General features: G+C 64.0%; 22 protein-coding genes, 4 tRNA genes and 2 rRNA genes. All 28 read right to left on the minus strand.

Going from position 1 to position 25,559, the window contains the following annotated elements:
- Positions 1-8: 8 nt before the first annotated feature.
- Positions 9-341: a 50S ribosomal protein L22 gene (gene rplV, locus D0901_RS16265; RefSeq protein WP_129141358.1), complete on the minus strand. Its 333-nt coding sequence runs from the start codon at positions 339-341 to the stop codon at positions 9-11.
- Positions 342-359: 18 nt separating this feature from the next.
- A complete protein-coding gene (rpsS, locus tag D0901_RS16270; protein WP_035470375.1) occupies positions 360-635 on the minus strand; it encodes a 30S ribosomal protein S19 in 276 nt (91 codons plus the stop codon).
- A 22-nt stretch (positions 636-657) separates the two neighbouring features.
- Complete coding sequence (rplB, locus tag D0901_RS16275) at positions 658-1,485, minus strand: 50S ribosomal protein L2 (RefSeq protein WP_129141359.1); 828 nt, start codon at positions 1,483-1,485, stop codon at positions 658-660.
- A 16-nt stretch (positions 1,486-1,501) separates the two neighbouring features.
- Positions 1,502-1,798 carry a 50S ribosomal protein L23 gene (rplW, locus tag D0901_RS16280; RefSeq protein WP_129141360.1) on the minus strand — a complete coding sequence of 99 codons (297 nt, stop codon included), beginning with the start codon at positions 1,796-1,798 and terminating at the stop codon, positions 1,502-1,504.
- The gene (gene rplD, locus D0901_RS16285; protein ID WP_129141361.1) at positions 1,795-2,400 is read right to left on the minus strand and encodes a 50S ribosomal protein L4; all 606 of its coding nucleotides are present in this window, start codon (positions 2,398-2,400) and stop codon (positions 1,795-1,797) included. Before rplD ends, rplW begins: the two co-directional genes overlap by 4 nt.
- A 13-nt stretch (positions 2,401-2,413) precedes the next feature.
- Entirely contained in the window at positions 2,414-3,052 is a 639-nt protein-coding gene (gene rplC / locus D0901_RS16290; protein ID WP_129141362.1) for a 50S ribosomal protein L3, read from the minus strand.
- Between the two features lie 146 nt (positions 3,053-3,198).
- Entirely contained in the window at positions 3,199-3,510 is a 312-nt protein-coding gene (rpsJ, locus tag D0901_RS16295) for a 30S ribosomal protein S10 (RefSeq protein ID WP_011505728.1), read from the minus strand.
- Between the two features lie 160 nt (positions 3,511-3,670).
- On the minus strand, positions 3,671-4,864 hold the full coding sequence (tuf, locus tag D0901_RS16300; RefSeq protein WP_129141363.1) for an elongation factor Tu: 1,194 nt from the start codon (positions 4,862-4,864) through the stop codon (positions 3,671-3,673).
- 29 nt (positions 4,865-4,893) lie between these two features.
- Positions 4,894-7,014: an elongation factor G gene (fusA, locus tag D0901_RS16305; RefSeq protein WP_129141364.1), complete on the minus strand. Its 2,121-nt coding sequence runs from the start codon at positions 7,012-7,014 to the stop codon at positions 4,894-4,896.
- 18 nt (positions 7,015-7,032) lie between these two features.
- Positions 7,033-7,503, minus strand: a complete 471-nt coding sequence (rpsG, locus tag D0901_RS16310; protein ID WP_129141365.1) for a 30S ribosomal protein S7 — start codon at positions 7,501-7,503, stop codon at positions 7,033-7,035.
- Positions 7,504-7,651: 148 nt separating this feature from the next.
- Positions 7,652-8,026: a 30S ribosomal protein S12 gene (gene rpsL, locus D0901_RS16315; RefSeq protein WP_026300677.1), complete on the minus strand. Its 375-nt coding sequence runs from the start codon at positions 8,024-8,026 to the stop codon at positions 7,652-7,654.
- A 138-nt stretch (positions 8,027-8,164) separates the two neighbouring features.
- The gene (gene rpoC, locus D0901_RS16320; protein WP_129141366.1) at positions 8,165-12,382 is read right to left on the minus strand and encodes a DNA-directed RNA polymerase subunit beta'; all 4,218 of its coding nucleotides are present in this window, start codon (positions 12,380-12,382) and stop codon (positions 8,165-8,167) included.
- Positions 12,383-12,466: 84 nt separating this feature from the next.
- On the minus strand, positions 12,467-16,543 hold the full coding sequence (gene rpoB / locus D0901_RS16325; protein WP_129141367.1) for a DNA-directed RNA polymerase subunit beta: 4,077 nt from the start codon (positions 16,541-16,543) through the stop codon (positions 12,467-12,469).
- Positions 16,544-16,790: 247 nt separating this feature from the next.
- Positions 16,791-17,165, minus strand: a complete 375-nt coding sequence (gene rplL / locus D0901_RS16330) for a 50S ribosomal protein L7/L12 (protein ID WP_129141368.1) — start codon at positions 17,163-17,165, stop codon at positions 16,791-16,793.
- Between the two features lie 89 nt (positions 17,166-17,254).
- Positions 17,255-17,758 (minus strand): 50S ribosomal protein L10, encoded by a 504-nt coding sequence (gene rplJ, locus D0901_RS16335; RefSeq protein ID WP_129141369.1) that lies wholly within the window; start codon positions 17,756-17,758, stop codon positions 17,255-17,257.
- Between the two features lie 242 nt (positions 17,759-18,000).
- Complete coding sequence (gene rplA, locus D0901_RS16340) at positions 18,001-18,693, minus strand: 50S ribosomal protein L1 (protein WP_129141370.1); 693 nt, start codon at positions 18,691-18,693, stop codon at positions 18,001-18,003.
- Between the two features lie 2 nt (positions 18,694-18,695).
- Positions 18,696-19,127, minus strand: a complete 432-nt coding sequence (gene rplK / locus D0901_RS16345; protein ID WP_126485264.1) for a 50S ribosomal protein L11 — start codon at positions 19,125-19,127, stop codon at positions 18,696-18,698.
- 74 nt (positions 19,128-19,201) lie between these two features.
- Positions 19,202-19,735 (minus strand): transcription termination/antitermination protein NusG, encoded by a 534-nt coding sequence (gene nusG, locus D0901_RS16350; protein ID WP_129141371.1) that lies wholly within the window; start codon positions 19,733-19,735, stop codon positions 19,202-19,204.
- Between the two features lie 8 nt (positions 19,736-19,743).
- On the minus strand, positions 19,744-20,112 hold the full coding sequence (secE, locus tag D0901_RS16355) for a preprotein translocase subunit SecE (RefSeq protein WP_129141376.1): 369 nt from the start codon (positions 20,110-20,112) through the stop codon (positions 19,744-19,746).
- A gap of 73 nt (positions 20,113-20,185) precedes the next feature.
- A tRNA-Trp gene (locus D0901_RS16360) sits at positions 20,186-20,261 on the minus strand.
- Positions 20,262-20,407: 146 nt separating this feature from the next.
- Positions 20,408-20,482, minus strand: a tRNA-Thr gene (locus D0901_RS16365).
- 19 nt (positions 20,483-20,501) lie between these two features.
- Positions 20,502-20,575, minus strand: a tRNA-Gly gene (locus tag D0901_RS16370).
- A gap of 44 nt (positions 20,576-20,619) precedes the next feature.
- Positions 20,620-20,703: transfer RNA gene (locus tag D0901_RS16375), tRNA-Tyr, on the minus strand.
- A 104-nt stretch (positions 20,704-20,807) separates the two neighbouring features.
- Positions 20,808-21,647, minus strand: a complete 840-nt coding sequence (locus D0901_RS16380) for a type III pantothenate kinase (protein WP_129141372.1) — start codon at positions 21,645-21,647, stop codon at positions 20,808-20,810.
- A complete protein-coding gene (locus D0901_RS16385; RefSeq protein ID WP_129141373.1) occupies positions 21,644-22,630 on the minus strand; it encodes a biotin--[acetyl-CoA-carboxylase] ligase in 987 nt (328 codons plus the stop codon). Before D0901_RS16385 ends, D0901_RS16380 begins: the two co-directional genes overlap by 4 nt.
- 123 nt (positions 22,631-22,753) lie before the next feature.
- Positions 22,754-24,847, minus strand: coding sequence for a TonB-dependent receptor (locus tag D0901_RS16390; RefSeq protein WP_129141374.1), 2,094 nt, complete (start codon positions 24,845-24,847; stop codon positions 22,754-22,756).
- A gap of 242 nt (positions 24,848-25,089) precedes the next feature.
- Positions 25,090-25,205: ribosomal RNA gene (rrf, locus tag D0901_RS16395) — 5S ribosomal RNA — on the minus strand.
- A 141-nt stretch (positions 25,206-25,346) separates the two neighbouring features.
- A 23S ribosomal RNA gene (locus D0901_RS16400) occupies positions 25,347-25,559 on the minus strand; the annotation flags it as partial.

A 25,559-nucleotide genomic window follows, 5' to 3' on the forward strand; every position in this document is an offset into this window, starting at 1 on the left:
GTCGACTCCTACTTCTCGGCTACCTTGACGGTGATGTGGCAGGTGCGCTTCAAGATACGATCCGCACGGCCCTTGGCGCGCGGCTGGATGCGCTTGAGCGTCATGCCCTCATCGACACAGATGGTCGAGACACGCAGCTCGTCGATGTCCATGCCGTTGTTTTCTTCCGCGTTCGCGATGGCGGACTGCAGCACCTTCTTGACCAGCTTGGCGGCCTTCTTCGGCGAGAAGGCCAGCAGGTCGAGTGCTTCGGCGACCGGCTTACCGCGCACCTGGTCAGCCACCAAACGGGCCTTCTGGGCGGATAAGCTAGCGCCACGCAGCTTTGCTGTGACTTCCATCTCTAATCCTCTCTCGGCTTACCGTTTGGCTTTCTTGTCCGCCGCGTGGCCGCGATAGGTGCGGGTAGCAGCGAACTCGCCCAGCTTGTGGCCGACCATTTCCTCGGAGACGTGCACCGGGACATGCTGGCGACCGTTGTGGACCGCGATGGTGAGCCCGACCATGTTGGGCAGGATCATCGAACGACGCGACCAGGTCTTGATCGGTTTGCGGTCGTTCTTTTCCGCGGCGACTTCGACCTTCTTCAACAGATGAAGGTCGATAAAGGGACCTTTCTTCAGTGAACGTGGCACAGCCGTTACCTCTTAATGTCTGTTACTTGGCCTTGCGGCGACGAACGATCAGCTTGTCGGTGCGCTTGTTCTTGCGGGTCTTGTGGCCCTTGGTGGGGATACCCCACGGAGACACCGGATGACGACCGCCACTGGTGCGGCCTTCACCGCCGCCGTGAGGGTGATCCACCGGGTTCATGGCCACGCCGCGAACGGTCGGACGCACACCGCGCCAGCGTTTGGCACCGGCCTTGCCGAGTTGACGCAGGCTGTGCTCGGAGTTGCTCACCTCGCCCAGGGTCGCGCGGCATTCCGCCAGCACCTTGCGCATCTCGCCGGAGCGCAGACGCAGGGTGGCGTAGTTGCCTTCGCGGGCCACCAGCTGAGCGCTGGCACCGGCGCTACGCGCGATCTGGGCGCCCTTGCCGGGCTTGAGCTCGATGCAATGGACGGTGGAACCCAGCGGAATGTTGCGCAGCGGCAGCGCGTTGCCGCGCTTGATCGGTGCGTTGACGCCGGATTCCAGCTGGTCGCCGGCACTCACGCCCTTGGGCGCGATGATGTAGCGACGCTCGCCGTCCAGGTACTTCAGCAGCGCGATGTGGGCGCTGCGATTGGGATCGTACTCCAGGCGCTCGACGGTGGCGGGAACGCCATCCTTGGTGCGCTTGAAGTCGATCAGGCGATAGTGATGCCGATGGCCGCCGCCCACGTGACGCGTGGTGATGCGGCCATGATTGTTACGCCCGCCGGACTTCGAGTTCTTCTCGAGCAGCGGCGCGTAGGGCCGGCCCTTGTAGAGCGCTTCGCCGACGATCTTGACGACGTGGCGACGACCGGCGGATGTGGGTTTCGTCTTGACTACTGCCATGATCCGTACTCCTGCCTTACTCGGCGCCAGAGAAGTCTTCGAGGGTCTCGCCCGCGGCCAGCGTGACGTAGGCCTTGCGGTAGCCCTTGCGCAGGCCCGTGCCATGCAGGGTGCGCTTGGTCTTGCCCTTCACGTTGAGGACCTGGACGCTATCGACCTTCTTGCCGAACAGCGTCTGCACGGCCGCCTTGATCTCCGGCTTGGTCGCGTCACTGGCCACCTTGAACACGTACTGGTTGTTCTCGGCGGCGAAAGCGGCCTTCTCGGTCACGTGCGGTCCGAGCAGAACCTTGAATAGGCGTTCCTGGTTCATGCCAGCTTCTCCTCGAATTTGCGCAGAGCGGAGACGGTGACCAGCACCTTGTCGAAGGCAACCAGGCTCACCGGATCGGCAGCGGGGACGTCGACGACATCCACGTTGGGGATGTTGCGCGCGGCCAGGTAGAGCTTCTCGTCGACCTCGTCGGTGACGATCAGCGCCTTCTCGAGGCCCAGCTCACCGAGCTTGGCGACCAGCTGCTTGGTCTTGGGCGTCTCGACGGCGAACTCCTCGACCACCACCAGACGCTCCTGGCGGATCAGCTCGGAGAGGATCGAACGCATCGCCGCACGGTACATCTTGCGGTTGACTTTCTGCGTGTAGTCCTGGGGACGCGCGGCGAAGGTCACGCCACCGCTACGCCACAGCGGCGAACGGATGGTGCCGGCGCGGGCGCGACCGGTGCCCTTCTGGCGCCACGGCTTCTTGCCGCCGCCACGCACGTCGGAACGGTTCTTCTGGGCGCGGGTACCCTGGCGACCGGCCGCGAGATAGGCGGTGACGACCTGGTGGACCAGCGCTTCGTTGAACTCTTTGCCAAAGGTAGCGTCGGCGACTTCGACGGTGCCGCCAGCACCTGCAAGATTCAGATTCATCGGTCTTTACCCCTCAGCGAGCTTTCACGGCACGGCGAACGATCACATCGCTGCCCGGCGCGCCGGGAACGGCACCCTTGATCAGCAGCAGATTGCGTTCGGCATCGACGCGGACGATTTCCAGGCTCTGCACGGTGACGCGCTCGTTGCCCAGCTGACCGGCCATTTTCTTGCCCTTGAAGACACGCCCCGGGGTCTGACACTGACCGATGGAGCCGGGTGCCCGGTGGGACAGGGAGTTGCCGTGGCTGTTGTCCTGGGTGCGGAAGTTCCAGCGCTTAACGGCGCCCTGGTAACCCTTACCCTTGGAGGTGCCGGTCACGTCGACCTTCTGACCAGCTTCGAAGAGGGATACGGAAAGTTCGCCGCCCACTTCCGGAGCCTCGTCGCCTTCGTTGAGGCGGAACTCCATCAGTTTGCGACCGGCCTCGATCCCCGCCTTGGCGTACTGACCGGCAGTCGCCTTGGTGAGATGCTTGGCCTTGCGGGAGCCGGTTGTCACCTGAACCGCGCTGTAGCCGTCGCTTTCGACGCTCTTGACGCGAGTCACGCGGTTGGGCTCAACCTCGATCACGGTTACGGGCACGGAAGTGCCGTCTTCGACAAAGATGCGGGTCATGCCGCTTTTCTTGCCGACCAAACCGATAGTCATGCTTAGTCTCCTTTAGTGTACGGGGCTATCACCCGCTATGGCTGCCCTTTCCAGAGCATTCCACTAGCACGTTGTATGACGCCATCCCGGCGTGGCGGCTGCTGCTGGCGTCGGCCAGCGCGGTGCCGCGAGTGTCTAGTGTGGTATCAGTCGAGCTTGATCTGAACGTCCACGCCGGCGGCGAGGTCGAGCTTCATCAGCGCATCGACGGTCTTTTCCGTCGGCTCGACGATGTCGAGCACGCGCTTGTGAGTGCGAATCTCGTACTGGTCGCGCGCGTCCTTGTTGACGTGCGGCGAGATCAGCACTGTATAGCGCTCACGATTGGTCGGCAGAGGGATCGGCCCACGCACCTGTGCACCGGTCCGCTTCGCGGTGTCCACGATTTCCTGAGCGGACTGGTCGATCAGGCGGTGATCGAACGCCTTCAGCCGAATGCGAATCTTCTGGTTCTGCATTAGCCCTAAACTCCAATGGATGTCGACGGCGCTCGCCGCCTACCCACGCATTTAAAGGATGCGCATTATAGGCATGCAGACGCCCAGAGTCAAACGGGCGCCGACATGCGCAGAAAGGGGGCCCCTTGCAGGGCCCCCTTCGATCATCAGAAAGTCGCGCTTACTGGATGATCTTGGCGACGACGCCGGCGCCGACGGTACGACCGCCTTCGCGAACCGCGAAGCGCAGGCCGTCTTCCATGGCGATCGGCGCGATCAGGGTGACGGTCATCTGGACGTTGTCGCCCGGCATGACCATCTCGACGCCTTCCGGCAGCTCACAGGTGCCGGTCACGTCGGTGGTACGGAAGTAGAACTGCGGACGATAGCCCTTGAAGAACGGGGTGTGACGACCGCCTTCTTCCTTGGACAGCACGTAGACTTCCGCTTCGAACACGGTGTGCGGCGTGATGGTGCCCGGCTTGGCCAGGACCTGGCCACGCTCGACGTCGTCACGCTTGGTACCGCGCAGCAGGGCACCGATGTTCTCGCCGGCACGACCTTCGTCGAGCAGCTTGCGGAACATCTCGACACCGGTAACGGTGGTCTTGGTGGTGTCCTTGAGACCGACGATCTCGACTTCGTCGCCGGTCTTGACGATGCCGCGCTCGACGCGACCGGTAACCACGGTGCCGCGACCGGAGATCGAGAACACGTCCTCGATCGGCATCAGGAACGGCTGGTCGATGGCGCGCTCCGGCTCCGGGATGTACTCGTCCAGGGCCTTGATCAGGTTGGCAACGGCGGTGGTACCCATGCCGTTGTCATCCTTGCCTTCCAGCGCCATCAGCGCAGAGCCGATGATGATCGGGGTGTCGTCACCCGGGAAGTCGTACTCGTTGAGGAGTTCGCGAACTTCCATTTCGACCAGCTCGAGCAGCTCTTCGTCGTCGACCATGTCGGCCTTGTTCAGGAACACGACGATGTACGGCACGCCGACCTGACGCGACAGCAGGATGTGCTCGCGAGTCTGCGGCATGGGGCCGTCGGCCGCGCTGCAGACCAGGATGGCGCCGTCCATCTGGGCAGCACCGGTGATCATGTTCTTGACGTAGTCGGCGTGCCCCGGGCAGTCGACGTGCGCGTAGTGGCGCGTTTCGGACTGGTACTCGACGTGAGCGGTGGCGATGGTGATACCGCGCTCACGCTCTTCCGGAGCGTTGTCGATGGTATCGAAGGCACGCCAGTCACCACCGAAGACCTCGGCGGAAACACGTGTCAGAGCCGCCGTCAGCGTGGTCTTGCCGTGGTCGACGTGACCGATGGTGCCGACGTTGATGTGCGGTTTGGAGCGTTCAAATTTTTCCTTAGCCACTGCTATAACCTCTTTACGTTAGCTAACGGTTAACCGTTCTGGTTGATGACGGCTTCAACGACGCTGGAGGGCGCCTCTTCGTAATCCGCAAACTCCATGGTGTAGCTTGCGCGGCCCTGGGTCTGAGAACGCAGATCGGTCGCGTAACCGAACATCTCAGCCAACGGAACCGTGGCGCGAATGATCTTACCGGAAGAAGAGTCATCCATGCCCTGTACAAGGCCACGGCGGCGGTTAAGGTCACCCATGACATCACCCATGAACTCCTCGGGGGTCACGACCTCGACCTTCATCACCGGCTCGAGCAGCACGGCCTTAGCCTTGCGAGCACCTTCCTTGATCGCCATCGAGGAGGCGATCTTGAACGCGGTCTCGTTAGAGTCCACGTCGTGGTAGGAACCGTCGAACAGCGTGACCTTGACGTCAATCATCGGATAGCCCGCGATGACGCCGTTCTGGAGCTGCTCGTAGGCCCCTTTCTCGACGGCCGGCACGTACTCCTTGGGTACGACACCGCCAACGATCTCGGACGCGAACTTGAAGTGCAGGTCTTCGTCCTCGCCCTTGTCTTCGGCCGTCAGCGGCTCGATGCGCAGGTGTACGTGACCGTACTGACCGCGACCGCCCGACTGACGAACGAACTTGCCTTCCTGCTCGACCGAACTGCGAATGGTCTCGCGATAGGCAACCTGCGGCTTGCCGATGTTGGCCTCGACCTTGAACTCGCGACGCATGCGGTCGACGATGATGTCGAGGTGCAGCTCGCCCATGCCGGAGATGATCGTCTGCCCGGTTTCCTCGTCGGTCTTGACGCGGAACGACGGGTCTTCCTGGGCCAGCTTGCCCAGGGCGACGCCCATCTTCTCCTGGTCGGCCTTGGACTTCGGCTCGACGGCCACCGAGATCACCGGATCCGGGAACTCCATGCGCTCGAGGACGATCTTGTCGTTCAAGTCACACAGGGTATCACCGGTGGTGACATCCTTGAGACCGATGCACGCGGCGATGTCGCCGGCATAGACTTCCTTGATCTCCTCGCGGGAGTTGGAGTGCATCTGGACGATACGACCGACGCGCTCCTTCTTCTGCTTGACGGAGTTGAAGACGCTGTCGCCTGACTTCAGCACGCCGGAATAGACGCGGATGAAGGTCAGGGTGCCGACGAACGGGTCGGTGGCGATCTTGAACGCCAGCGCCGCGAACGGCGCATTGTCGTCCGCCTCGCGCGTGGCGATGGTGCCGTCCTTGTCGTCCAGCTCACCCTCGATGGCCTTGACCTCGGTGGGTGACGGCATGTACTCGATGACGCCGTCGAGCACCGCCTGCACGCCCTTGTTCTTGAACGCGGAGCCGCAGGTTACCAGGACGATCTCGTTGTCGAGGGTACGACGACGCAGGCCGGCCTTGATGTCGGCCTCGGACAGCTCGCCCTCCTCGAGGTACTTGTCCATCAGCTCTTCGGAAGCCTCGGCGGCCGCCTCGACCATCTCCTCGCGGTACTTCTCGGCGGTTTCCTGGAGCTCGGCCGGAATATCGACGAGCTCGTAGTTCATGCCGAAGTTGTCCTCGTCCCAGAGGATGGCCTTCATCTGGATCAGGTCGACGACGCCCTTGAAGCCGTCTTCCGCGCCCCAGTTGATCTGGATCGGCACGGTGTTGGCGCCCAGCCGGCTCTTGAGCTGATCGACGACCATGAAGAAGTCGGCGCCGGCGCGGTCCATCTTGTTGACGAACACCATGCGCGGCACTTCGTACTTGTTGGCCTGACGCCAGACGGTCTCGGTCTGCGGCTGCACACCGGAGCTACCGCACAGCACGACCACGGCGCCGTCGAGGACGCGCAGCGAACGCTCGACCTCGATGGTGAAGTCGACGTGCCCCGGGGTATCGATGATGTTGATACGGTGCTCGTCGAACTGCTTGTTCATGCCCTGCCAGAAGCAGGTGGTCGCGGCGGAGGTGATGGTGATACCACGCTCCTGCTCCTGCTCCATCCAGTCCATGGTGGCAGCGCCCTCATGGACCTCGCCGACCTTGTGCGAAAGGCCGGTGTAGAACAGGACACGCTCGGTGGTGGTGGTCTTCCCGGCGTCGACGTGGGCCACGATACCGATATTGCGGTAACGCTTGAGCGGAGTCTTGCGTGCCACGGTGGAAACCCCCGTTAATTAGAAGCGGTAATGAGAGAAGGCCTTGTTGGCTTCTGCCATGCGATGCACGTCTTCACGCTTCTTCACGGCAGCGCCCTTGCCTTCGGCGGCGTCCAGCATTTCGCCGGCAAGACGCTGCACCATGGTCTTTTCGCCACGGTTACGGGCAGCATCGACCAGCCAGCGCATGGCCAGCGCCTGACGACGCGAGGGGCGAACCTCGACGGGCACCTGATAGGTCGCGCCGCCGACACGGCGGGACTTGACCTCGACCATCGGCTGGATCGCTTCCAGCGCCTTGTCGAAGACTTCCAGCGGTGCTTCCTGGGCACGCTCGGCAACCCTGTCCAGCGCACCGTAGACGATGCGCTCAGCTACGGACTTCTTGCCGCTGATCATCAGATGGTTCATGAACTTGGCCAGGCGTTCACTTCCGAACTTCGGATCCGGCAGGATCTCGCGCTTGGCCGCAACTCTTCTTCTAGGCATGATAAGCCCTCAATTGAAGGGTCCTTCAGGTAAACCCGAGACTCCCGGCACGGCACGAAAGTCCGCACGCGGCGCTCGACCTTACTCTTATCTGACCGTTGTTACGTATCGATAAAGGTTATGCGAGTGTCTCGCGCGCCCCGTGGCCTCAGGCCTTGGGACGCTTGGTGCCGTACTTGGAACGGCCCTGCTTGCGGTTCTGCACGCCGGAAGTGTCCAGGGCCCCGCGCACGGTGTGATAACGCACACCCGGCAAGTCCTTGACACGGCCGCCGCGAATCAGGACCACGGAGTGTTCCTGAAGGTTGTGGCCTTCACCGCCGATATAGGAAGTGACCTCGTAGCCGTTGGTCAGGCGCACGCGGCAGACCTTACGCAGGGCCGAGTTCGGCTTCTTCGGGGTGGTGGTGTAGACGCGGGTGCAGACCCCGCGGCGCTGCGGGCAGGCCTGCAGCGCCGGCACGTCGCTCTTGGCGACCGGGCGCTTGCGCGGCTTGCGCACGAGCTGGTTGATCGTTGCCATAGTCTGTAGCTGTCTCCAGTGATTGCCTCGTCTCAACAGCGGGCACGGGCGCACCCACCCCACTGTTAAAGGCTGGGCATTCTAAAGTCTCATACCGAGTGACGTCAAGACCGGCGCCCCGCGGGGCGCCGGCCATGCTTACAGGTCGTCGTCATCGGCATCCAGCGCGGTGAGCTGGGCGCCCAGTTCCTGCTCGACCTCGAAGGCCGACGGGTGCAGGGTACGCTCGGCTTCCTCGCGCTTGCGGCGACGCTCGGCGTGATGCGTCAGGCCGGTACCGGCCGGGATCAGACGACCCACCACGACGTTCTCCTTCAGGCCGCGCAGGTAGTCGCGCTTGCCGGTCACCGCCGCTTCGGTCAGCACGCGGGTGGTCTCCTGGAAGGAGGCCGCGGAGATGAACGATTCGGTGGCCAGCGAGGCCTTGGTGATACCCAGCAGCACGCGGCCGAACTTGGCGGGGAACTTGTCCTCGCCGGCCAACCGCGCGTTCTCCTCCAGCACCCGCACCAGCTCGACCTGATCGCCGGGGATGAAGTCGGCATCGCCGGCGTCGGTGATCTCCACCTTGCGCAGCATCTGACGCACGATCACCTCGATGTGCTTGTCGTTGATGCCCACGCCCTGGAGGCGATAGACCTCCTGGATCTCGGCGGTGATGTACTTGGCCAGCTCCGCCACGCCGAGCAGCCGCAGGATGTCGTGCGGGTTGCTCGGGCCGTCGGAGATCACTTCGCCCTTCTCGACGGTCTCGCCCTCGAAGACGCTGATCTGACGCCACTTCGGGATCAGCATCTCGAACGGATCGCCGGATTCCGGGGTGATCGTCAGGCGACGCTTGCCCTTGGTCTCCTTGCCGAAGCTGACCACGCCGCTGATCTCGGCGAGGATCGACGGTTCCTTGGGCTTGCGGGCCTCGAACAGGTCGGCGACGCGCGGCAGACCCCCGGTGATGTCCTTGTTGCCGGACGCTTCCACCGGGATACGCGCGATCACTTCACCCACCCCGATCTGCGCGCCGTTCTCGGCGGAGACCACCGCCTTGCCGGGCAGCAGGTACTGCACGGGCGTGTTGGAGCCCGGCAGGGTGACGTACTCGCCCGCCTCGTCGGTGAGCATGATCATCGGGCGCTTGTCGCGACCCGCCGCCGGGCGCGAGGCCGACTCGATCACCTCGATCGACGACAGACCGGTCATCTCGTCCACGCTGCGGTGGATGGTGATGCCCTCGTCCATGTCGATGTACTGGGCCTTGCCCTGCACCTCGGCGACGACCGGGTGGGTGTGCGGGTCCCACTTGGCGACCACCTGACCGCCTTCGACCGCGTCGCCGTCCTTGACCGACAGCTCGGCGCCGTAGGGCAGCTTGTAGTACTCACGCTCGCGGCCGTGCTCGTCGGCCACCGCCAGGGCACTGGAGCGGGAGACCACCACCAGCTTGCCGTCGGCACGCTCGACGTGCTTGATGTTGTGCAGGCGCACCTTGCCGCCGTGCTTGACCTGCACGCTGTCCACCGCCGAGGCCCGCGAGGCGGCACCGCCGATGTGGAAGGTGCGCATGGTCAGCTGGGTACCCGGCTCGCCGATCGACTGGGCGGCGATGACGCCCACCGCTTCGCCGATGTTGACCTGATGCCCGCGGGCCAGGTCGCGGCCGTAACAGGCCGAGCACACACCGTGCGGGGTCTCGCAGGAGATGGTCGAGCGCACCACGATCTCGTCGACGCCCATGGTGTCGAGATCCTCGCACCAGGCTTCGTCGAGCAGCGTGCCGCGCGGAATCAGCACCTCCTCGGTGGACGGATCGATGACGTCCTGGGCGACCACGCGGCCGAGCACGCGCTGGGCCAGCGAGACGATGATGTCGCCACCCTCGATCACCGGATGCAGCGTCAGGCCTTCCTCGGTGCCGCAATCGGTCTCGGTGACCACCAGGTCCTGGGCCACGTCGACCAGGCGACGGGTCAGGTAACCGGAGTTGGCGGTCTTGAGTGCCGTATCCGCCAGACCCTTGCGCGCGCCGTGGGTCGAGATGAAGTACTGGAGGACGTTCAGGCCTTCACGGAAGTTGGCGACGATCGGGGTCTCGATGATCGAGCCGTCCGGCTTGGCCATCAGGCCGCGCATGCCGGCGAGCTGACGGATCTGCGCGGCGCTACCACGGGCGCCCGAGTCGGCCATGATGAACACGCTGTTGAACGAGTCCTGCTCGACCTGGTTGCCGTCGCGATCGGTGACGGTCTCCTTCGAGATACCCGCCATCATCGCCTTGGCCACCTTGTCGTTGGCCTTGGACCAGATGTCGATGACCTTGTTGTACTTCTCGCCGGCGGTGACGAGACCCGAGGAGAACTGATCCTCGATCTCCTTCACCTCGTCCTCGGCACCGTCGACGATTTCCTTCTTCTCGTCGGGGATGACGAAGTCGTTGACGCCGATCGAGGCGCCGGACCAGGTCGCCAGACGGAAGCCGGTGTACATCAGCTGGTCGGCGAAGATCACCGCTTCCTTGAGGCCCGCGCTGCGATAGACCTCGTTGATCAGCCGGGAAATCGCCTTCTTCTTCATCGGCTGGTCGACCAGCTCGAACGGCGCCCCCTTCGGCAGGATGCGGAACAGCATCGCCCGGCCCACGGTGGTGTCGTACAGCGCGGTCTTCGGGGTCAGCTCGCCGCTTTCCTCGTCGCGCTGGTACTCGGTCATGCGCACCTTGACGCGGGCATGCAGCGACACGCTCTGGGTGCCGAAGGCACGGTCGACCTCGTTGAGGTTGGCGAACACCATGCCCTCGCCCTTGGCGCCGATACGTTCACGGGTCATGTAGTAGAGACCCAGCACCACGTCCTGGGACGGCACGATGATCGGCTCGCCGTTGGCCGGCGACAGCACGTTGTTGGTGGCCATCATCAGCGCCCGCGCCTCGAGCTGGGCTTCCAGCGTCAGCGGCACGTGGACCGCCATCTGGTCACCGTCGAAGTCGGCGTTGTAGGCGGCGCACACCAGCGGGTGCAGCTGGATCGCCTTGCCCTCGATCAGCAGCGGCTCGAAGGCCTGGATGCCCAGACGGTGCAGGGTCGGCGCGCGGTTGAGCAGTACCGGGTGCTCGCGGATGACGTCGGCGAGGATGTCCCACACTTCCGGCAGCTCGCGCTCGACCATCTTCTTGGCGGCCTTGATCGTGGACGCCTGGCCGCTGGACTGCAGCTTGGAGTAGATGAACGGCTTGAACAGCTCCAGCGCCATCTTCTTGGGCAGACCGCACTGGTGCAGGCGCAGGGTCGGGCCCACGGTGATCACCGAACGGCCGGAGTAGTCGACACGCTTGCCCAGCAGGTTCTGACGGAAACGCCCCTGCTTGCCCTTGATCATGTCGGCCAGGGATTTCAGCGGGCGCTTGTTGGAACCGGTGATGGCTCGGCCGCGGCGACCGTTGTCGAGCAGCGCATCGACCGACTCCTGCAGCATGCGCTTCTCGTTGCGCACGATGATGTCGGGCGCGTTGAGGTCGAGCAGCCGCTTGAGGCGGTTGTTGCGGTTGATCACGCGACGATAGAGGTCGTTGAGATCCGAGGTCGCGAAGCGGCCGCCGTCCAGCGGCACCAGCGGACGCAGGTCCGGCGGCAGCACCGGCAGCACTTCCATGACCATCCACGCCGGGGCGTTGCCGGACTTGTGGAAGGCCTCGAGCAGCTTGAGGCGCTTGGAAAGCTTCTTGATCTTGGTCTCGGAGTTGGTCTGCGGGATCTCCTCGCGCAGACGCTCGACCTCCTCCTCGAGATCGATGTCCTTGAGCAGCGCCTGGACCGCCTCGGCGCCCATGCGCGCGTCGAAGTCGTCGCCGAACTCTTCCAGCGCCTCGAAGTACTGCTCGTCGTTGAGCAGCTGGCCACGCTCGAGGGTGGTCATGCCCGGATCGATGACCACGAAGCTCTCGAAGTAGAGCACGCGCTCGATGTCGCGCAGGGTCATGTCCAGGAACATGCCGATGCGCGACGGCAGCGACTTGAGGAACCAGATGTGCGCGACCGGCGAGGCCAGCTCGATGTGGCCCATGCGCTCGCGGCGCACCACCGCCTTGGTCACCTCGACGCCGCACTTCTCGCAGATGATGCCGCGATGCTTCATGCGCTTGTACTTGCCGCACAGGCACTCGTAGTCCTTCACCGGACCGAAGATCTTGGCGCAGAACAGGCCGTCACGCTCGGGCTTGAACGTCCGGTAGTTGATGGTCTCCGGCTTCTTGACTTCGCCGTAAGACCAGGAGCGAATCATGTCCGGCGAGGCCAGCGAGATCTTGATCGCATCGAACTCGTCGGACTGTGACTGCGATTTGAGGACTTTCACCAAATCTTTCATGGGGTCGCTCCGTTGCGGAGTTGTCATGAGCGGGGCCCGGATCTAGGGGGCCCCGCGGACCGTCATTGGCAAGCGTCGGGCGTTTCAGCCTTCCAGCTCGATATCGATGCCCAGCGAGCGGATCTCCTTCACCAGCACGTTGAAGGATTCCGGCATGCCGGCCTGCATGCTGTGATCGCCGTCGACGATGTTCTTGTACATCTTGGTACGCCCTTCCACGTCGTCGGACTTGACCGTGAGCATCTCCTGGAGGGTGTAGGCGGCACCGTAGGCCTCGAGCGCCCACACCTCCATCTCGCCGAAGCGCTGACCACCGAACTGCGCCTTGCCGCCCAGCGGCTGCTGGGTGACCAGGGAGTAGGAGCCGGTGGAGCGCGCATGCATCTTGTCATCCACCAGGTGGTTGAGCTTGAGCATGTACATGTAGCCCACCGTCACCGGACGGTCGAACTGCTCGCCGGTACGGCCATCGTAGAGGTCCATCTGGCCGGAATCCGGCAGATCGGCCAGCCGCAGCAGGCCCTTGATCTCGTGCTCCTGGGCACCGTCGAACACCGGTGACGACATCGGCACGCCGCCACGCAGGTTCTTGGCCAGCGCGATCACCTCGTCGTCGGACAGCGAGTCGATGTCTTCCTGACGGGTGTCCAGGGTGTTGTAGACCTTGCCCAGGAACTCGCGGATCTCGGCGACCTGCTGCTCGCGGGCATCGCGCAGCATGGCTTCGATCTTGACGCCCAGTCCGCGGGCGGCCATCCCCAGGTGAGTCTCGAGAATCTGCCCCACGTTCATGCGCGACGGTACGCCCAGCGGGTTGAGGACCACGTCGACCGGTTCGCCCTGATCGTCGAACGGCATGTCCTCGATCGGCATGATCGCCGAGATGACACCCTTGTTGCCGTGACGGCCGGCCATCTTGTCGCCCGGCTGGATGCGGCGCTTCACCGCCAGGTAGACCTTGACGATCTTGAGCACGCCCGGTGCCAGGTCGTCGCCCTGGGTGAGCTTGCGCTTCTTGTCCTCGAAACGCTCGTCCATCTCCTTGCGACGGTTCTCGAGCTGCTCGTCGGCCTGGGCGAGCAGTTCGTTGAGCGACTCGTCCTGCAGGCGCAGCTTGAACCACTGCTGACGCGGCAGTTCCTCGAGATACTCCTCGCTGAGCACGTCGTCCTTCTTGAGCTTGGGCCCGCCGTTGACAGGCTGGCCGGACAGCTGACGCTTGAGGCGCTCGAAGGTGGCGTCCTCGGCGATGCGGTAGGTCTCCTGCAGGTCCTTGCGCACCTCGTCGAGCTGCATCTGCTCGATGGACAGCGCACGCGAGTCCTTCTCGACGCCGTCGCGGGTGAACACCTGGACGTCGATGACCGTGCCCTTCATGCCGGTGGGCGCACGCAGCGAGGTGTCCTTCACGTCACTGGCCTTCTCGCCGAAGATCGCGCGCAGCAGTTTCTCTTCCGGGGTCAGCTGGGTTTCGCCCTTGGGCGTCACCTTGCCGACCAGGATGTCGCCGGCACCGACCTCGGCGCCGATATAGACGATGCCCGCCTCGTCGAGCTTGGACAGCGCCGACTCACCGACGTTGGGAATGTCCGAGGAGATCTCCTCGGCACCCAGCTTGGTGTCGCGGGACACGCAGGTCAGTTCCTGGATGTGGATGGTGGTGAAGCGATCCTCCTGCACCACGCGCTCCGAGACCAGGATCGAGTCCTCGAAGTTGTAGCCGTTCCAGGGCATGAAGGCGATGCGCATGTTCTGGCCCAGCGCCAGGTCGCCCATGTCGACGGACGGGCCATCGGCGAGGATGTCGCCGCGTGCCACGACGTCGCCCGGACGCACGATCGGCCGCTGGTTCATGCAGGTGTTCTGGTTGGAACGCACGTACTTGGTGAGGTTGTAGATGTCGACGCCGGCCTCGCCGCCGATGATCTCGTCCTCGTTGATCCGCACCACGATGCGCTTGGCGTCCACCGAGTCGATCACCCCGCCGCGACGCGCCACGGCGCAGACGCCGGAGTCACGGGCGACGAAGCGCTCCATGCCGGTGCCCACCAGCGGCTTGTCGGCGCGCAGGGTCGGCACCGCCTGGCGCTGCATGTTCGCCCCCATCAGGGCGCGGTTGGCATCGTCGTGCTCGAGGAACGGGATCAGTGCCGCGGCCACGGACACCACCTGGCGCGGCGACACGTCCATCAGGGTCACCTTGTCCGGCGCCATGAAGGTGGTCTCGCCGCGGTGACGGACCTGCACCAGGTCGTCGACCAGCTTGCCGCCCTCGTCGACGGTCGCCGAGGCCTGGGCGATGACGAAGTCGCCCTCCTCGATCGCCGACAACCGCACCACGTCGTCGGTCACCTGACCGTCGACGACCTTGCGGTACGGCGTCTCGAGGAAGCCGTAGCTGTTGGCGTGACTGTAGGTGGCCAGCGAGTTGATCAGGCCGATGTTCGGACCTTCCGGGGTCTCGATCGGGCACAGACGGCCGTAGTGCGTGGCGTGAACGTCGCGCACCTCGAAGCCGGCCCGCTCACGGGTCAGGCCGCCCGGGCCGAGCGCCGAGACGCGACGCTTGTGGGTGACCTCGGAGAGCGGGTTGTTCTGGTCCATGAACTGCGAGAGCTGGCTGGAACCGAAGAACTCCTTGACCGCCGCCGCCACCGGCTTGGCGTTGATCAGGTCCTGCGGCATCAGGCCTTCGCTCTCGGCCATGGAGAGGCGTTCCTTGACCGCGCGCTCGACACGCACCAGACCCACGCGGAACTGGTTCTCGGCCATCTCGCCGACGCAGCGAATGCGGCGGTTGCCCAGGTGGTCGATGTCGTCGACGTCGCCGAAACCGTTACGAATGGCGATCAGTTCCTTGAGCACGGCAACGATGTCATCGTTGTCGAGCACGCCGGGGCCGGTGTCGGACTCGCGACGCAGGCGGCGGTTGAACTTCATCCGGCCGACGCCCGACAGGTCGTAGCGGTCCTCGGTGAAGAACAGGTTGTGGAACAGCGTCTCGGCCGCTTCCTTGGTGGGCGGCTCGCCGGGACGCATCATGCGGTAGATCTCGACCAGCGCCTCGAGCGCCGAACGGGTGGTGTCCAGCTTGAGGGTGTCGGAGATGAACGGCCCGCAGTCGAGGTCGTTGGTGTAGAGCGTCTCGAGCGTAGTGACCCCCGCCTGACCCAGCTTCTCGAGCAGATCCGGGGTGATCTCGCTATTGCACTCGCAGACCAACTCGCCGGTGTTGGGATCGACCTGATCCTTGGCCAGCGTCTTGCCCAGCAGGTACTCCATCGGCACCTCGAGACGCTCGAGGCCCGACTTTTCCATCTGCCGGATGTGTTTCTGGGTGATGCGACGGCCTTCCTCGACGATCACGCTGCCATCGGCATCCTTGATGTCGAAGGTCGCGGTCTCGCCGCGCAGGCGCGACGGCACCAGATCCACCGAGAAGCCGTTCTTCTCGATGTGGAAGGTGCTGGTGTCGAAGAAGATATCGAGGATCTGCTCGGCGCTCATGCCCAGCGCGCGCAGCAGAACGGTCGCCGGCAGCTTGCGGCGACGGTCGATGCGCACGAAGACGTTGTCCTTGGGATCGAACTCGAAATCCAGCCAGGAACCGCGGTAGGGAATCACCCGCGCGGAGTACAGGAGCTTGCCGGACGAGTGGCTCTTGCCCTTGTCGTGGTCGAAGAACACGCCCGGCGAGCGGTGGAGCTGGGAAACGATGACCCGCTCGGTGCCGTTGACCACGAAGGTGCCGTTCTCGGTCATCAGGGGGATTTCCCCCATGTAGACTTCCTGCTCCTTGATGTCCTTGATCGCCTTGTTCGAGGAGTCCTTGTCGTAGATGATAAGGCGAACCTTGACCCGCAGCGGTGCCGAGTAGGTGACGCCGCGCAGCTGACACTCCTTGACGTCGAACGCCGGGGTGCCGAAACGATAGCTGACGTACTCGAGCGCGGCGTTGCCGGAGAAGCTCTCGATCGGGAACACGGACTTGAAGGCGGCGTGGAGACCGACCTCGAGGCGCTCCTGGGGCGCCCGGTCCTGCTGGAGGAAGTCGTAGTAGGAATCAAGCTGGATGGCCAGCAGGTAGGGCACATCCATCACTTGGGGCAGTTTGCCGAAATCCTTGCGGATGCGTTTTTTCTCAGTGTATGAGTAAGCCATCTGTATTCCCCAGCTTGTTCACCATGGGTGACCGATGCGTGGTCGGCGCCACCTGACGGGAGCCGCCCCGTCAGGCGCTGACGGCAAGCCCCGGTAGGTGGCTCGCCGTCGGAATTCGCCTAGCGTTCGAATCGTCAGTGATGGATACACGATAGGACGCTAGTGACAACAGAAAAAGGCCGGCAGCGGGTGTCCCGCCACCAGCCGTGGAAGCTTACGCAGCGCGTGAAGCCTCGGGGCCCAAGAGTTACTTGAGCTCCACGGAAGCGCCCGCTTCTTCCAGCTTCTTCTTGGCTTCTTCGGCGTCGTCCTTGGACATGCCTTCCTTGATGGTCGCCGGTGCGCCGTCGACGGCACCCTTGGCTTCCTTCAGGCCCAGGCCGGTGATCTCGCGAACCACCTTGATCACGTTGACCTTCTTGTCGCCGGCGGCGGTCAGGACCAGGTCGAACTCGGTCTGCTCTTCGGCAGCAGCGGCTTCGCCACCGCCACCCGGGCCAGCGACGACGGCCGCGGCGGCGGAAACGCCGAACTTCTCTTCCATCGCCTCGATCAGATCGACGACTTCCATCACGGACATGTCGGCGACGGCGTTGATGATGTCTTCTTTGGTCAGTGCCATGTTTGCATTCCTAAACTTTGCGGAGCGCCCGATCGGTCAATGGCGCTCGATAACGGGGTAGACGGTTCCGGCTGCGGGAAGCAGGCGCCTCAGGCGGCTTCTTCCTGCTTCTGATCACGCAGCGCGGCGAGAGTCCGCACCAGCTTGCCGGCAGAAGCTTCCTTCATGACCGACATCAGCTTGGCGATCGCTTCGTCGTACGTCGGCAGCGTTGCCAGACGATCCAGATCGGAAGCCGGGATGAACTCGCCCTCATAGGCCAGCGCCTTGACTTCGAAGTCCTTCTGATCCTTGCCGAACTCCTTGAACAGACGGGCGGCAGCGCCCGGGTGCTCGTAGGAGAAGGCCAGCATGGTCGGACCCACGAAAGTCTCGTTCAGGCACTCCCAGGAAGTGCCCGACAGCGCGCGGCGTGCCAGGGTGTTGCGAACAACACGAATCTGCACGCCGTTCTCGCGAGCCTGTTTACGCAGGGTGGTCATGGCACCCACGTCAACGCCGCGAGAATCGGCAACTACGACGGAAAGAGCGTCCTTGGCTGCCTCACTGACCTCTGCAACAATTGCTTTCTTGTCTTCGAGACCTAGTGGCACAGTGTTCACTCCTTCATGCCGAGGCGCTTGCGAACAAGTCGGCCTCGGAGGTTACCTTCTCGATCCGCCGACAGGCGGCGGATCGCGGAATGATGGTGCTCACCAGCGAACTGGCGGGCCGCACCATCTGCGCAGGCGACCCGGTGGGTCATTAAGTCACCGCGAGGTGACGCCTGCGGTCTTTGACGGCGCCCCGCCCGCTTGGATCGGGGACCGCAAAGTTACTGCCCGTTGCCCGCCGCTCACACGTAGGCGCTGTGATCGACGGTCAGACCCGGGCCCATGGTGGTGGACAGGGTCATTTTCTTGAAATAGATGCCCTTGGAGGTGCTGGGCTTGAGACGCTTGAGGTCGTTGACCAGCGCTTCCAGGTTGCCGCGGATGGCATCCGCCGGGAAGTCGACCTTGCCCAGCGTGGTGTGGATGATGCCGTTCTTGTCGGTACGGAAACGTACCTGACCCGCCTTGGCGTTCTTGACCGCGGTGGCGACGTCGGGCGTCACGGTGCCGACCTTGGGGTTCGGCATCAGGCCGCGCGGGCCGAGGATCTGACCCAGCTGACCGACCACGCGCATCGCATCCGGAGAAGCGATGACCACGTCGAAGTCGAGCTGGCCTTTCTTGACCTGCTCGGCCAGGTCGTCCATGCCGACGATGTCGGCACCGGCTTCCTTGGCGGCTTCTTCGTTGGCACCCTGGGTGAAGACGGCGACACGCACGTCCTTGCCGGTACCGTTGGGCATGACGGTGGCGCCACGCACGACCTGGTCGGATTTACGCGGATCGACGCCCAGGTTGATGGCGACGTCCAGGGACTCCTTGAAGTTGACCTTGGACAGCTCACCGAGCAGGGCCACGGCTTCGTCGACGGTGTAGACCTTGGAGGCGTCGACTTTCTCGCGGATCATCTGTGCGCGCTTGGACAGTTTCGCCATGATCAGAGACCCTCCACGTTGAGGCCCATGCTACGGGCGCTGCCGGCGATGGTACGCACGGCGGCATCGAGATCGGCAGCCGTCAGATCCGGCTCCTTGGTCTTGGCGATCTCCTCGAGCTGCTCGCGAGTCACCGTGCCGACCTTGGTCTTGTTCGGCTCGCCGGAGCCGGACTTGATGCCAGCGGCCTTCTTCAGCAGGACGGCGGCGGGCGGCGTCTTGGTGACGAAGGTGAAGCTGCGGTCGGAGTAGACGGTGATCACGACAGGCGTCGGCAGACCCGGCTCGATGTCCTGGGTCTCGGCGTTGAACGCCTTGCAGAACTCCATGATGTTGACGCCGTGCTGGCCCAGCGCGGGGCCCACGGGGGGACTCGGATTGGCCTTGCCAGCTGCGACCTGCAGCTTGATGTAGGCCTGGACTTTCTTAGCCATGTTGCACTCCAGTTGGGTAGTAGCGCCTTGCGGCTCCCCGGGTTAACGGGCCGCCCGAGCGGCCCGATGATGATTCAGTCCTTCTCGACCTGGGCGAACTCGAGCTCGACGGGCGTGGCACGACCGAAGATCAGCACACTGACCTGCAGCCGGCTCTTCTCGTAGTTGACCTCTTCGACGACACCATTGAAGTCGGCGAAGGGACCGTCGACGACGCGCACGGTCTCGCCCGGCTCGAACAGCGTCTTGGGGCGCGGCTTGTCGGTGCCGTCCTGCACGCGACGCAGGATGCCGTCGGCTTCCTTCTGGGTGATCGGCGCCGGCTTTTCGGGCGTGCCGCCGATGAACCCCATGACGCGCGGGGTCTCGTTGACCAGGTGCCAGGTCTGGTCGTTCATTTCCATCTCGACCAGGACATAGCCGGGATAGAACTTGCGCTCGCTCTTGCGCCGCTTGCCGTCGCGCATCTCGACGACTTCTTCGGTGGGGACCAGTATCTCGCCGAACTGATCCTCCATCTCGTAGAGCTTCACGCGCTCGATCAGCGAGCGCATGACATGCTTCTCGAAGCCGGAGTAGGCGTGAACGACGTACCAACGCTTGGACATGGAAACTCCTAACCGATGATGCCGGACATGATCCAGCCCAACAGGGTGTCGATCAGCCACAGCATCAGGCCCACCACCAGCACGGCCACCAGCACGATGGCCGTGGTCTGGACGGTCTCCTGACGGGTCGGCCAGACCACGCGCTGAATCTCCTTGCGCGAGCTGCGAGCCAGCTCGAGGAGGCTGCGACCCTTGGCGGTGGTCAAGGCTACGGCGGCGGCACCGAGCCCCAGGGCCACGACGCCGAGCACGCGATAGAGCAGCGCCTGGTCGGCGAAATAGCTGTTGCCGACGACGGCAAGCGCGACGAGGATGAGGACAACCGCCCACTTGAGCCCGTCGTGGCGCGACTCCTGCACCTCGGCGTTTTGCTTCATGACCATGGAACTCCTCAAGGTGCGGCGATCGAAAAGACGGAAGTATATGAGATAACGCCAGCCTGGGGAAGACTGGCAGGCCAGGAGGGAATCGAACCCCCAACCTGCGGTTTTGGAGACCGCTGCTCTGCCAATTGAGCTACTGGCCTGCATTGATGACGCCACAACCTGTTGCAGGCAGCGACGCGACAGCGGGCAAGATGATATCGGAATCGATCCGCCCTGACAACCCCGACCGATCATGCCGGGCCTTGCAGAAAGACAAAAGGCGAGCCAATGCTCGCCTTTTGCAATGTGGAGCTCATGGACGGATTTGAACCGTCGACCTCACCCTTACCAAGGGTGTGCTCTACCCCTGAGCTACATGAGCCAAACTACCATCAAGCGCCTGGAGCGGGCAGCGGGGATCGAACCCGCATCATCAGCTTGGAAGGCTGAGGTTCTACCATTGAACTATGCCCGCCTGCCCGCTCGACTCATCGACGAAACCAGGCGTCGACGCAAAACTGGTGGAGGGGGAAGGATTCGAACCTTCGAAGCTTTCGCGGCAGATTTACAGTCTGCTCCCTTTGGCCACTCGGGAACCCCTCCAACGTGGCGGCAAATTTTACCGCTTGAGGCGACATTGTCAAGCACTTATTTTTCAGTGACTTGAGCGACCCGCGGGCCGTTGCCTCAGAACGCCGCGCATTGTGTCAAAGCATCATGGAGATTGCAAGGCTCGCCCGAATCTTTTCCAGTGCCACCGGCGCCGGCACCCGCGGAGCGCCCGACAGACGCCCGGCCCGCTCGGCCGCGGTCAGGGGAAAGCAGGCCTCGAGCCCGGCATAGACCATGTCCGGCCAGATCGCGTGGGGAATGCGCAGTCCCCGCGACACCACGCGGGCGTCACCGCCGGTCAGCAGCAACGGCAAGGCCACCCCCTCGCGATCGCAGACCTCGCTGTAGATGCGATTGACGGCACTCACCGCCGCCATGAAGATGCCGTGATTGACCGCCTCGGCGGTGTTCTTGCCGGGCAGCAGCAGGGCGTCGGGCTCGCTGTCGGGGTCGATCGCCACGTTGCGCGTGCCCAGCTTGAGGCTTTCCTTCATCAGGCGCAGGCCGGGGACGATGTAACCGCCCAGGTGACGGCCGCCGGGGAGCACGAAGTCGATGGTGATGGCGCTGCCACAGTCCACCGTGCAGCAACCGCCGGTCAGGTGATACCCGGCGAGCACGCCCATCCAGCGATCGACGCCCAGTCGTTCGGGCTCCTGGTAACCGCAGGCGACGCCCAGCGCCTCGGCCGTGGAGCGCGCCACGTGAACCACGCTGACCCCCCGGCGCAACAGCGCCACGGTATCGTCGAGTACCGCCCGGCGGGCCACACTCGAGATACGCACCGTACTGACCACATCGAGATCGGGGATGTCGGCTCGCGGCCGCCACTCCTCGCGCGTCCACACCGCCCCGCGGGAGCGAATCTCGCTGCTGGCGACATCCTTGAGCCGCCACTTGGACAGCGTATTGCCGATATCCAGATCGAGGATCATGAGCCCCCACGCACGCTGATCTCCCCGCCGAACAGGCGCTCCTCGGCCCCGTCGTGCTCGACGAGCAGGCAACCGGTCGCATCGACGCCCGAGGCGACGGCCGCATAGCGCGTGTTGCCGCGAACGACATCGACCGTCGCGCCGGCATGCACATGCCGACGGTTCCATTCCTCCTGCCAGGCAGCGAACCCCTCGCTCTCGAAGTCCGCCAGCAGATCCAGCAGGTCGGCGATGATCTGCGTAGCGAGCGCGTTGCGCGTCACCCCGGGCGCACGGTCATTCAGGGCGGCCACCGGCTGGTCGATACGCTCGCGTACCGCCTGGGGGAGATTGACGTTGAGACCGATACCGATCACTACCTCGCAGGGCCCCTCGGCGTCGCCGCTGAGCTCCAGCAGGATGCCCGCCAGCTTGCCCGGGGCCATGCCCTCGCCGACGCGCATCAGCACATCATTGGGCCACTTCAGGGCGATCTCGGCACCATGGCGCTCCAGGATCCGGGCCAGGACCACACCGACGGCCAGGCTCAGCCCCTCGAGCACGGCCGCGCCGCCTTCGAACCGCCAGCCGATCGACATCAACAGATTGCGGCCCCAGGGGCTCTCCCACCCGCGCCCGCGACGTCCCCGCCCGGCACTCTGAGCCTCGGCGAGACAGACTTCGGCGTGCCCCGCCCCCTGGGCGAAGCGCTCGCGCAGGAACTGATTGGTCGACACCAGGCTCTCCTCGACGAACAGCCTCGCCAGGCGCCGCCGCGGGTCACGCGGCAGTTCGGCGATGATCGTCTGCCCATCGAGCAGGTCGAGCGGCTCGGCCACCCGGTAGCCACGCCCCTTGACCGCCTCGAGCGCGATATCCATGGCCTCGAGTTTCTTGAGCTGCTTCCAGATGGCCGTGCGTGAAACACCCAGACGCTCGCCGAGCTGCTCGCCGGAGTGGTAGTCCCCGTCGCTCAACAGCCGGATCAGATCGCCGATGGTCATGTCCTTCGTCCCGCCGGAAAAACCGCCATTCTAGCGGAACCTGACCGGCCCCGGGAACGTTGGCGACCAAAGTGCATGGCCGGAGACCCCGAGTCGCTCCCCGGGGCCTTGCATCGCGGCCCGCTAGTAGGACTTGGACCAGGTCAGCGTGTAGGTCCGCCCGCGCCCCTGGAAGTCGTAGAGGTATTCCGGACCGTAGTAGGGGGAGTAGAACATCGCCGCACGCTGGCCCCAGACCGTCGAGTACTGCTTGTCCAGCAGGTTCGTCACCCCCAGGCTGACCTTGCCGAAGCCGGTCTGCTGACTGGCGCTGACGTCCAGGGTCGTGTAGCCCTCGATCTCGCGACCGTCGTCATCCTCCAGGTCACGGTAGTGATTCGCCTGCAGCCGAGCCGAGGTATCGTGGTCCGACCAGCCGACGAAGGCCGTCGCCGACGACAGTGACGCGTAGCGGGCATCACGCTTCTGCCAGTCACCCTCCTCGTCCTTCTGCTCCGAGCGCACCAGGTGCAGGGTGCCCCCGAGCTGCCACTGCTGGCCGAGATAGCGGGTCACGGCTGCCTCGAGCCCGTAATCCCGTTTCTTCTGATCGATCACGCTGACGCTGAGATCGTCGGCGTTCTCGATCGCCTTGTCGGACCAGGCGTAATAGATCGCCGTCTGTGTCGACCAGTCGCCGCCCCGATACCGCCAGCCCAGTTCGACCTGGTCGGTCTCGATACCGCTCAGCGGGTTCGCCGAGACGCTGATATCCGCACTCTTGCCGTAGTATTTCGCCGGGTCGGGCAGCTCGAAGCCTTCGCTGTAGTTGGTCCAGACCTGATGCCCGTTGTGGAAGTCGTAGAGCGCCCCGGCGTTGATCAGCGTGACATCGTAGTCATTGCTGCCTCCCGGAATGCCCTTGAAGTCATCGACCTCGACATCCATGTGCTGACGCCGCACCCCGCCCGAGAGTTTCAGCCCCTCGGTGACCTGCCAATCCGCCTGGGTGAAGGCCGACACACCATCGACCCGGTAGCCCGGATAGCGCGGCTCGACGGCGCGCTCGTCCTGTCGCAGGCCCCCCGTGGCGTCCGACGTCGCCTTGTCGAAGATCATCTGGCTGGCGTCGAAATCCTCGCGATCCAGGTCGACGCCGTAGGTGATGCTGAGCGCGTCCCCCGGCTCGGCAGCGAAGAGCGCCTTGATGCCACTGAGGTCGGTATTCTGCCGCGAGGCACGAAACTCGTAGCCTCCGGACACCGGATAGGGAAACGCCTGGAAGTTGGCCCGCTCTTCGCGATGGTAGGCCTGCAGGTAGAAATCCTGACCGAGCAGGTCGCCGTGATGGTAGTTGACGTTGAGCAGCTTGCGGTCGGTTTCCGGCTCACGGTCGGCACCGAAGCCGTCACGGATCTCGGCCGCCCCCAGGTCCGCGTCCGCCCGGTCGAGATGCGGAAAGTAGATCCCGCGGTCGCCTTCGTAACCGGAGTCGTAGAGCTGGCCCATGACCTCCAGCGTCTGCTGCTCGGCGAGCTGGAAGTGCAGACTGCCCATGACATCGATACTGCGATTGTCCTGCAGGTCAGTCTGGGACAGATCGGGAAAGATCTCGTCGCCCCCGCCATCGTAATAACGCCCGTTCTGCTGGTAGGCGACGCCGATACGACCGTGCACCCGCTCGGTGCCACCGCTGGCCGACTGGGCGATTCGCCGGTCGAGGTCGTCACCGGCATTCAAGCCACTGCTGACACCGATCTCGGTCTCGAACGCGGGCGGGCCGGCCTCCCCGGTCTTGGTGATGATGTTGATCAGACCGCCGGTGGCACCGCCCCCGTAGAGGCTGCTGGCGCCCGACAGCACCTCGACGCGCTCGACATTGAAGGGGTCGATGGCATCGAACTGCCGCGACAGCGAGCGTGAGCCGTTCATCGACACACCATCGATGAGCACCTGCACGCTGCGGCCGCGCATATTCTGGCCGTAGTTGGTCCGGCCCTGAGGGGCGAAATCCAGGCTGGGTATGAGCTTGCCCAGGGCCGTCTTGAGATCGGCGCCCGAGTCCAGCTGCTCGCGCAACTCCTCGTTCTCCACGACCCAGACCGTGCCGGGGATCTGGCTGATCGCCGTCGGCGTACGCGAGCCGACGACCACCATGGTTTCCGACGACTCGGCCGCCTGCAGTGAAGAGGCGCCCAACCCGAAAGTGGTAGCGATGCAAAGTGTTCTGACTCTCATGAATTCCCCTGAATATCCAGACTCGGCCGCTCCAGGCGACCTGGATACACAGGATAAGGAAGCCGTTCTCGCTACTCAATGAGAACAATTGTTTTTTGCACCAGCACCAATACTGCTACTGCCTTGCCTTGGAGTTTCCGGCATGATCGAGCAGATGCGGGAATGACGGCGCCCGCGCGACGGTTTTTCGGCCCCCTGAAACGCAAAAACCCCAGCCGGCTGGCTGGGGTTTTCGAAAAGATGCCTGACGATGACCTACTCTCGCATGGGGAGACCCCACACTACCATCGGCGCTGAGCGGTTTCACTGCTGAGTTCGGCATGGGGTCAGGTGGGACCCGCTCGCTATGGTCGTCAGGCGTAACCGTGGCGTGCTGCAGAGCCTGCAGCACCCAACTACCTGGTGCGCTTCAACAACATGATCAAGCTGATCGAGTCGACTCTCGCGACGTATCCGTCGTGTCTCGCCCACAGGGCCACTCAGGCCCCTTGGGTGTTATATGGTCAAGCCTCACGGACCATTAGTACGCGTTAGCTCAACGCCTCGCAGCGCTTCCACATCGCGCCTATCAACCTCGTCGTCTTCGAGGGTCCTTCAGGGGGCGCGAGGCCCCAGGGAAGTCTCATCTTGAAGGGGGCTTCCCGCTTAGATGCTTTCAGCGGTTATCCCGTCCGTACATAGCTACCCGGCAGTGCGATTGGCATCACAACCG

This window comes from Modicisalibacter coralii (assembly GCF_004117855.1).
Taxonomy (GTDB): domain Bacteria; phylum Pseudomonadota; class Gammaproteobacteria; order Pseudomonadales; family Halomonadaceae; genus Modicisalibacter; species Modicisalibacter coralii.

What these genes read in the sequence shown, in the direction of transcription:
- rplV (WP_129141358.1), bottom strand. Translation starts at nt 341, where the DNA reads ATGGAAGTCACAGCAAAGCTGCGTGGCGCTAGCTTATCCGCCCAGAAG.
- rplB (WP_129141359.1), bottom strand. Translation starts at nt 1,485, where the DNA reads ATGGCAGTAGTCAAGACGAAACCCACATCCGCCGGTCGTCGCCACGTC.
- rplW (WP_129141360.1), bottom strand. Translation starts at nt 1,798, where the DNA reads ATGAACCAGGAACGCCTATTCAAGGTTCTGCTCGGACCGCACGTGACC.
- rplD (WP_129141361.1), bottom strand. Translation starts at nt 2,400, where the DNA reads ATGAATCTGAATCTTGCAGGTGCTGGCGGCACCGTCGAAGTCGCCGAC.
- rplC (WP_129141362.1), bottom strand. Translation starts at nt 3,052, where the DNA reads ATGACTATCGGTTTGGTCGGCAAGAAAAGCGGCATGACCCGCATCTTT.
- rpsJ (WP_011505728.1), bottom strand. Translation starts at nt 3,510, where the DNA reads ATGCAGAACCAGAAGATTCGCATTCGGCTGAAGGCGTTCGATCACCGC.
- rpsG (WP_129141365.1), bottom strand. Translation starts at nt 7,503, where the DNA reads ATGCCTAGAAGAAGAGTTGCGGCCAAGCGCGAGATCCTGCCGGATCCG.
- rpsL (WP_026300677.1), bottom strand. Translation starts at nt 8,026, where the DNA reads ATGGCAACGATCAACCAGCTCGTGCGCAAGCCGCGCAAGCGCCCGGTC.
- rpoC (WP_129141366.1), bottom strand. Translation starts at nt 12,382, where the DNA reads ATGAAAGATTTGGTGAAAGTCCTCAAATCGCAGTCACAGTCCGACGAG.
- rpoB (WP_129141367.1), bottom strand. Translation starts at nt 16,543, where the DNA reads ATGGCTTACTCATACACTGAGAAAAAACGCATCCGCAAGGATTTCGGC.
- rplL (WP_129141368.1), bottom strand. Translation starts at nt 17,165, where the DNA reads ATGGCACTGACCAAAGAAGACATCATCAACGCCGTCGCCGACATGTCC.
- rplA (WP_129141370.1), bottom strand. Translation starts at nt 18,693, where the DNA reads ATGGCGAAACTGTCCAAGCGCGCACAGATGATCCGCGAGAAAGTCGAC.
- rplK (WP_126485264.1), bottom strand. Translation starts at nt 19,127, where the DNA reads ATGGCTAAGAAAGTCCAGGCCTACATCAAGCTGCAGGTCGCAGCTGGC.
- nusG (WP_129141371.1), bottom strand. Translation starts at nt 19,735, where the DNA reads ATGTCCAAGCGTTGGTACGTCGTTCACGCCTACTCCGGCTTCGAGAAG.
- secE (WP_129141376.1), bottom strand. Translation starts at nt 20,112, where the DNA reads ATGAAGCAAAACGCCGAGGTGCAGGAGTCGCGCCACGACGGGCTCAAG.
- D0901_RS16380 (WP_129141372.1), bottom strand. Translation starts at nt 21,647, where the DNA reads ATGATCCTCGATCTGGATATCGGCAATACGCTGTCCAAGTGGCGGCTC.
- D0901_RS16385 (WP_129141373.1), bottom strand. Translation starts at nt 22,630, where the DNA reads ATGACCATCGGCGATCTGATCCGGCTGTTGAGCGACGGGGACTACCAC.
- D0901_RS16390 (WP_129141374.1), bottom strand. Translation starts at nt 24,847, where the DNA reads ATGAGAGTCAGAACACTTTGCATCGCTACCACTTTCGGGTTGGGCGCC.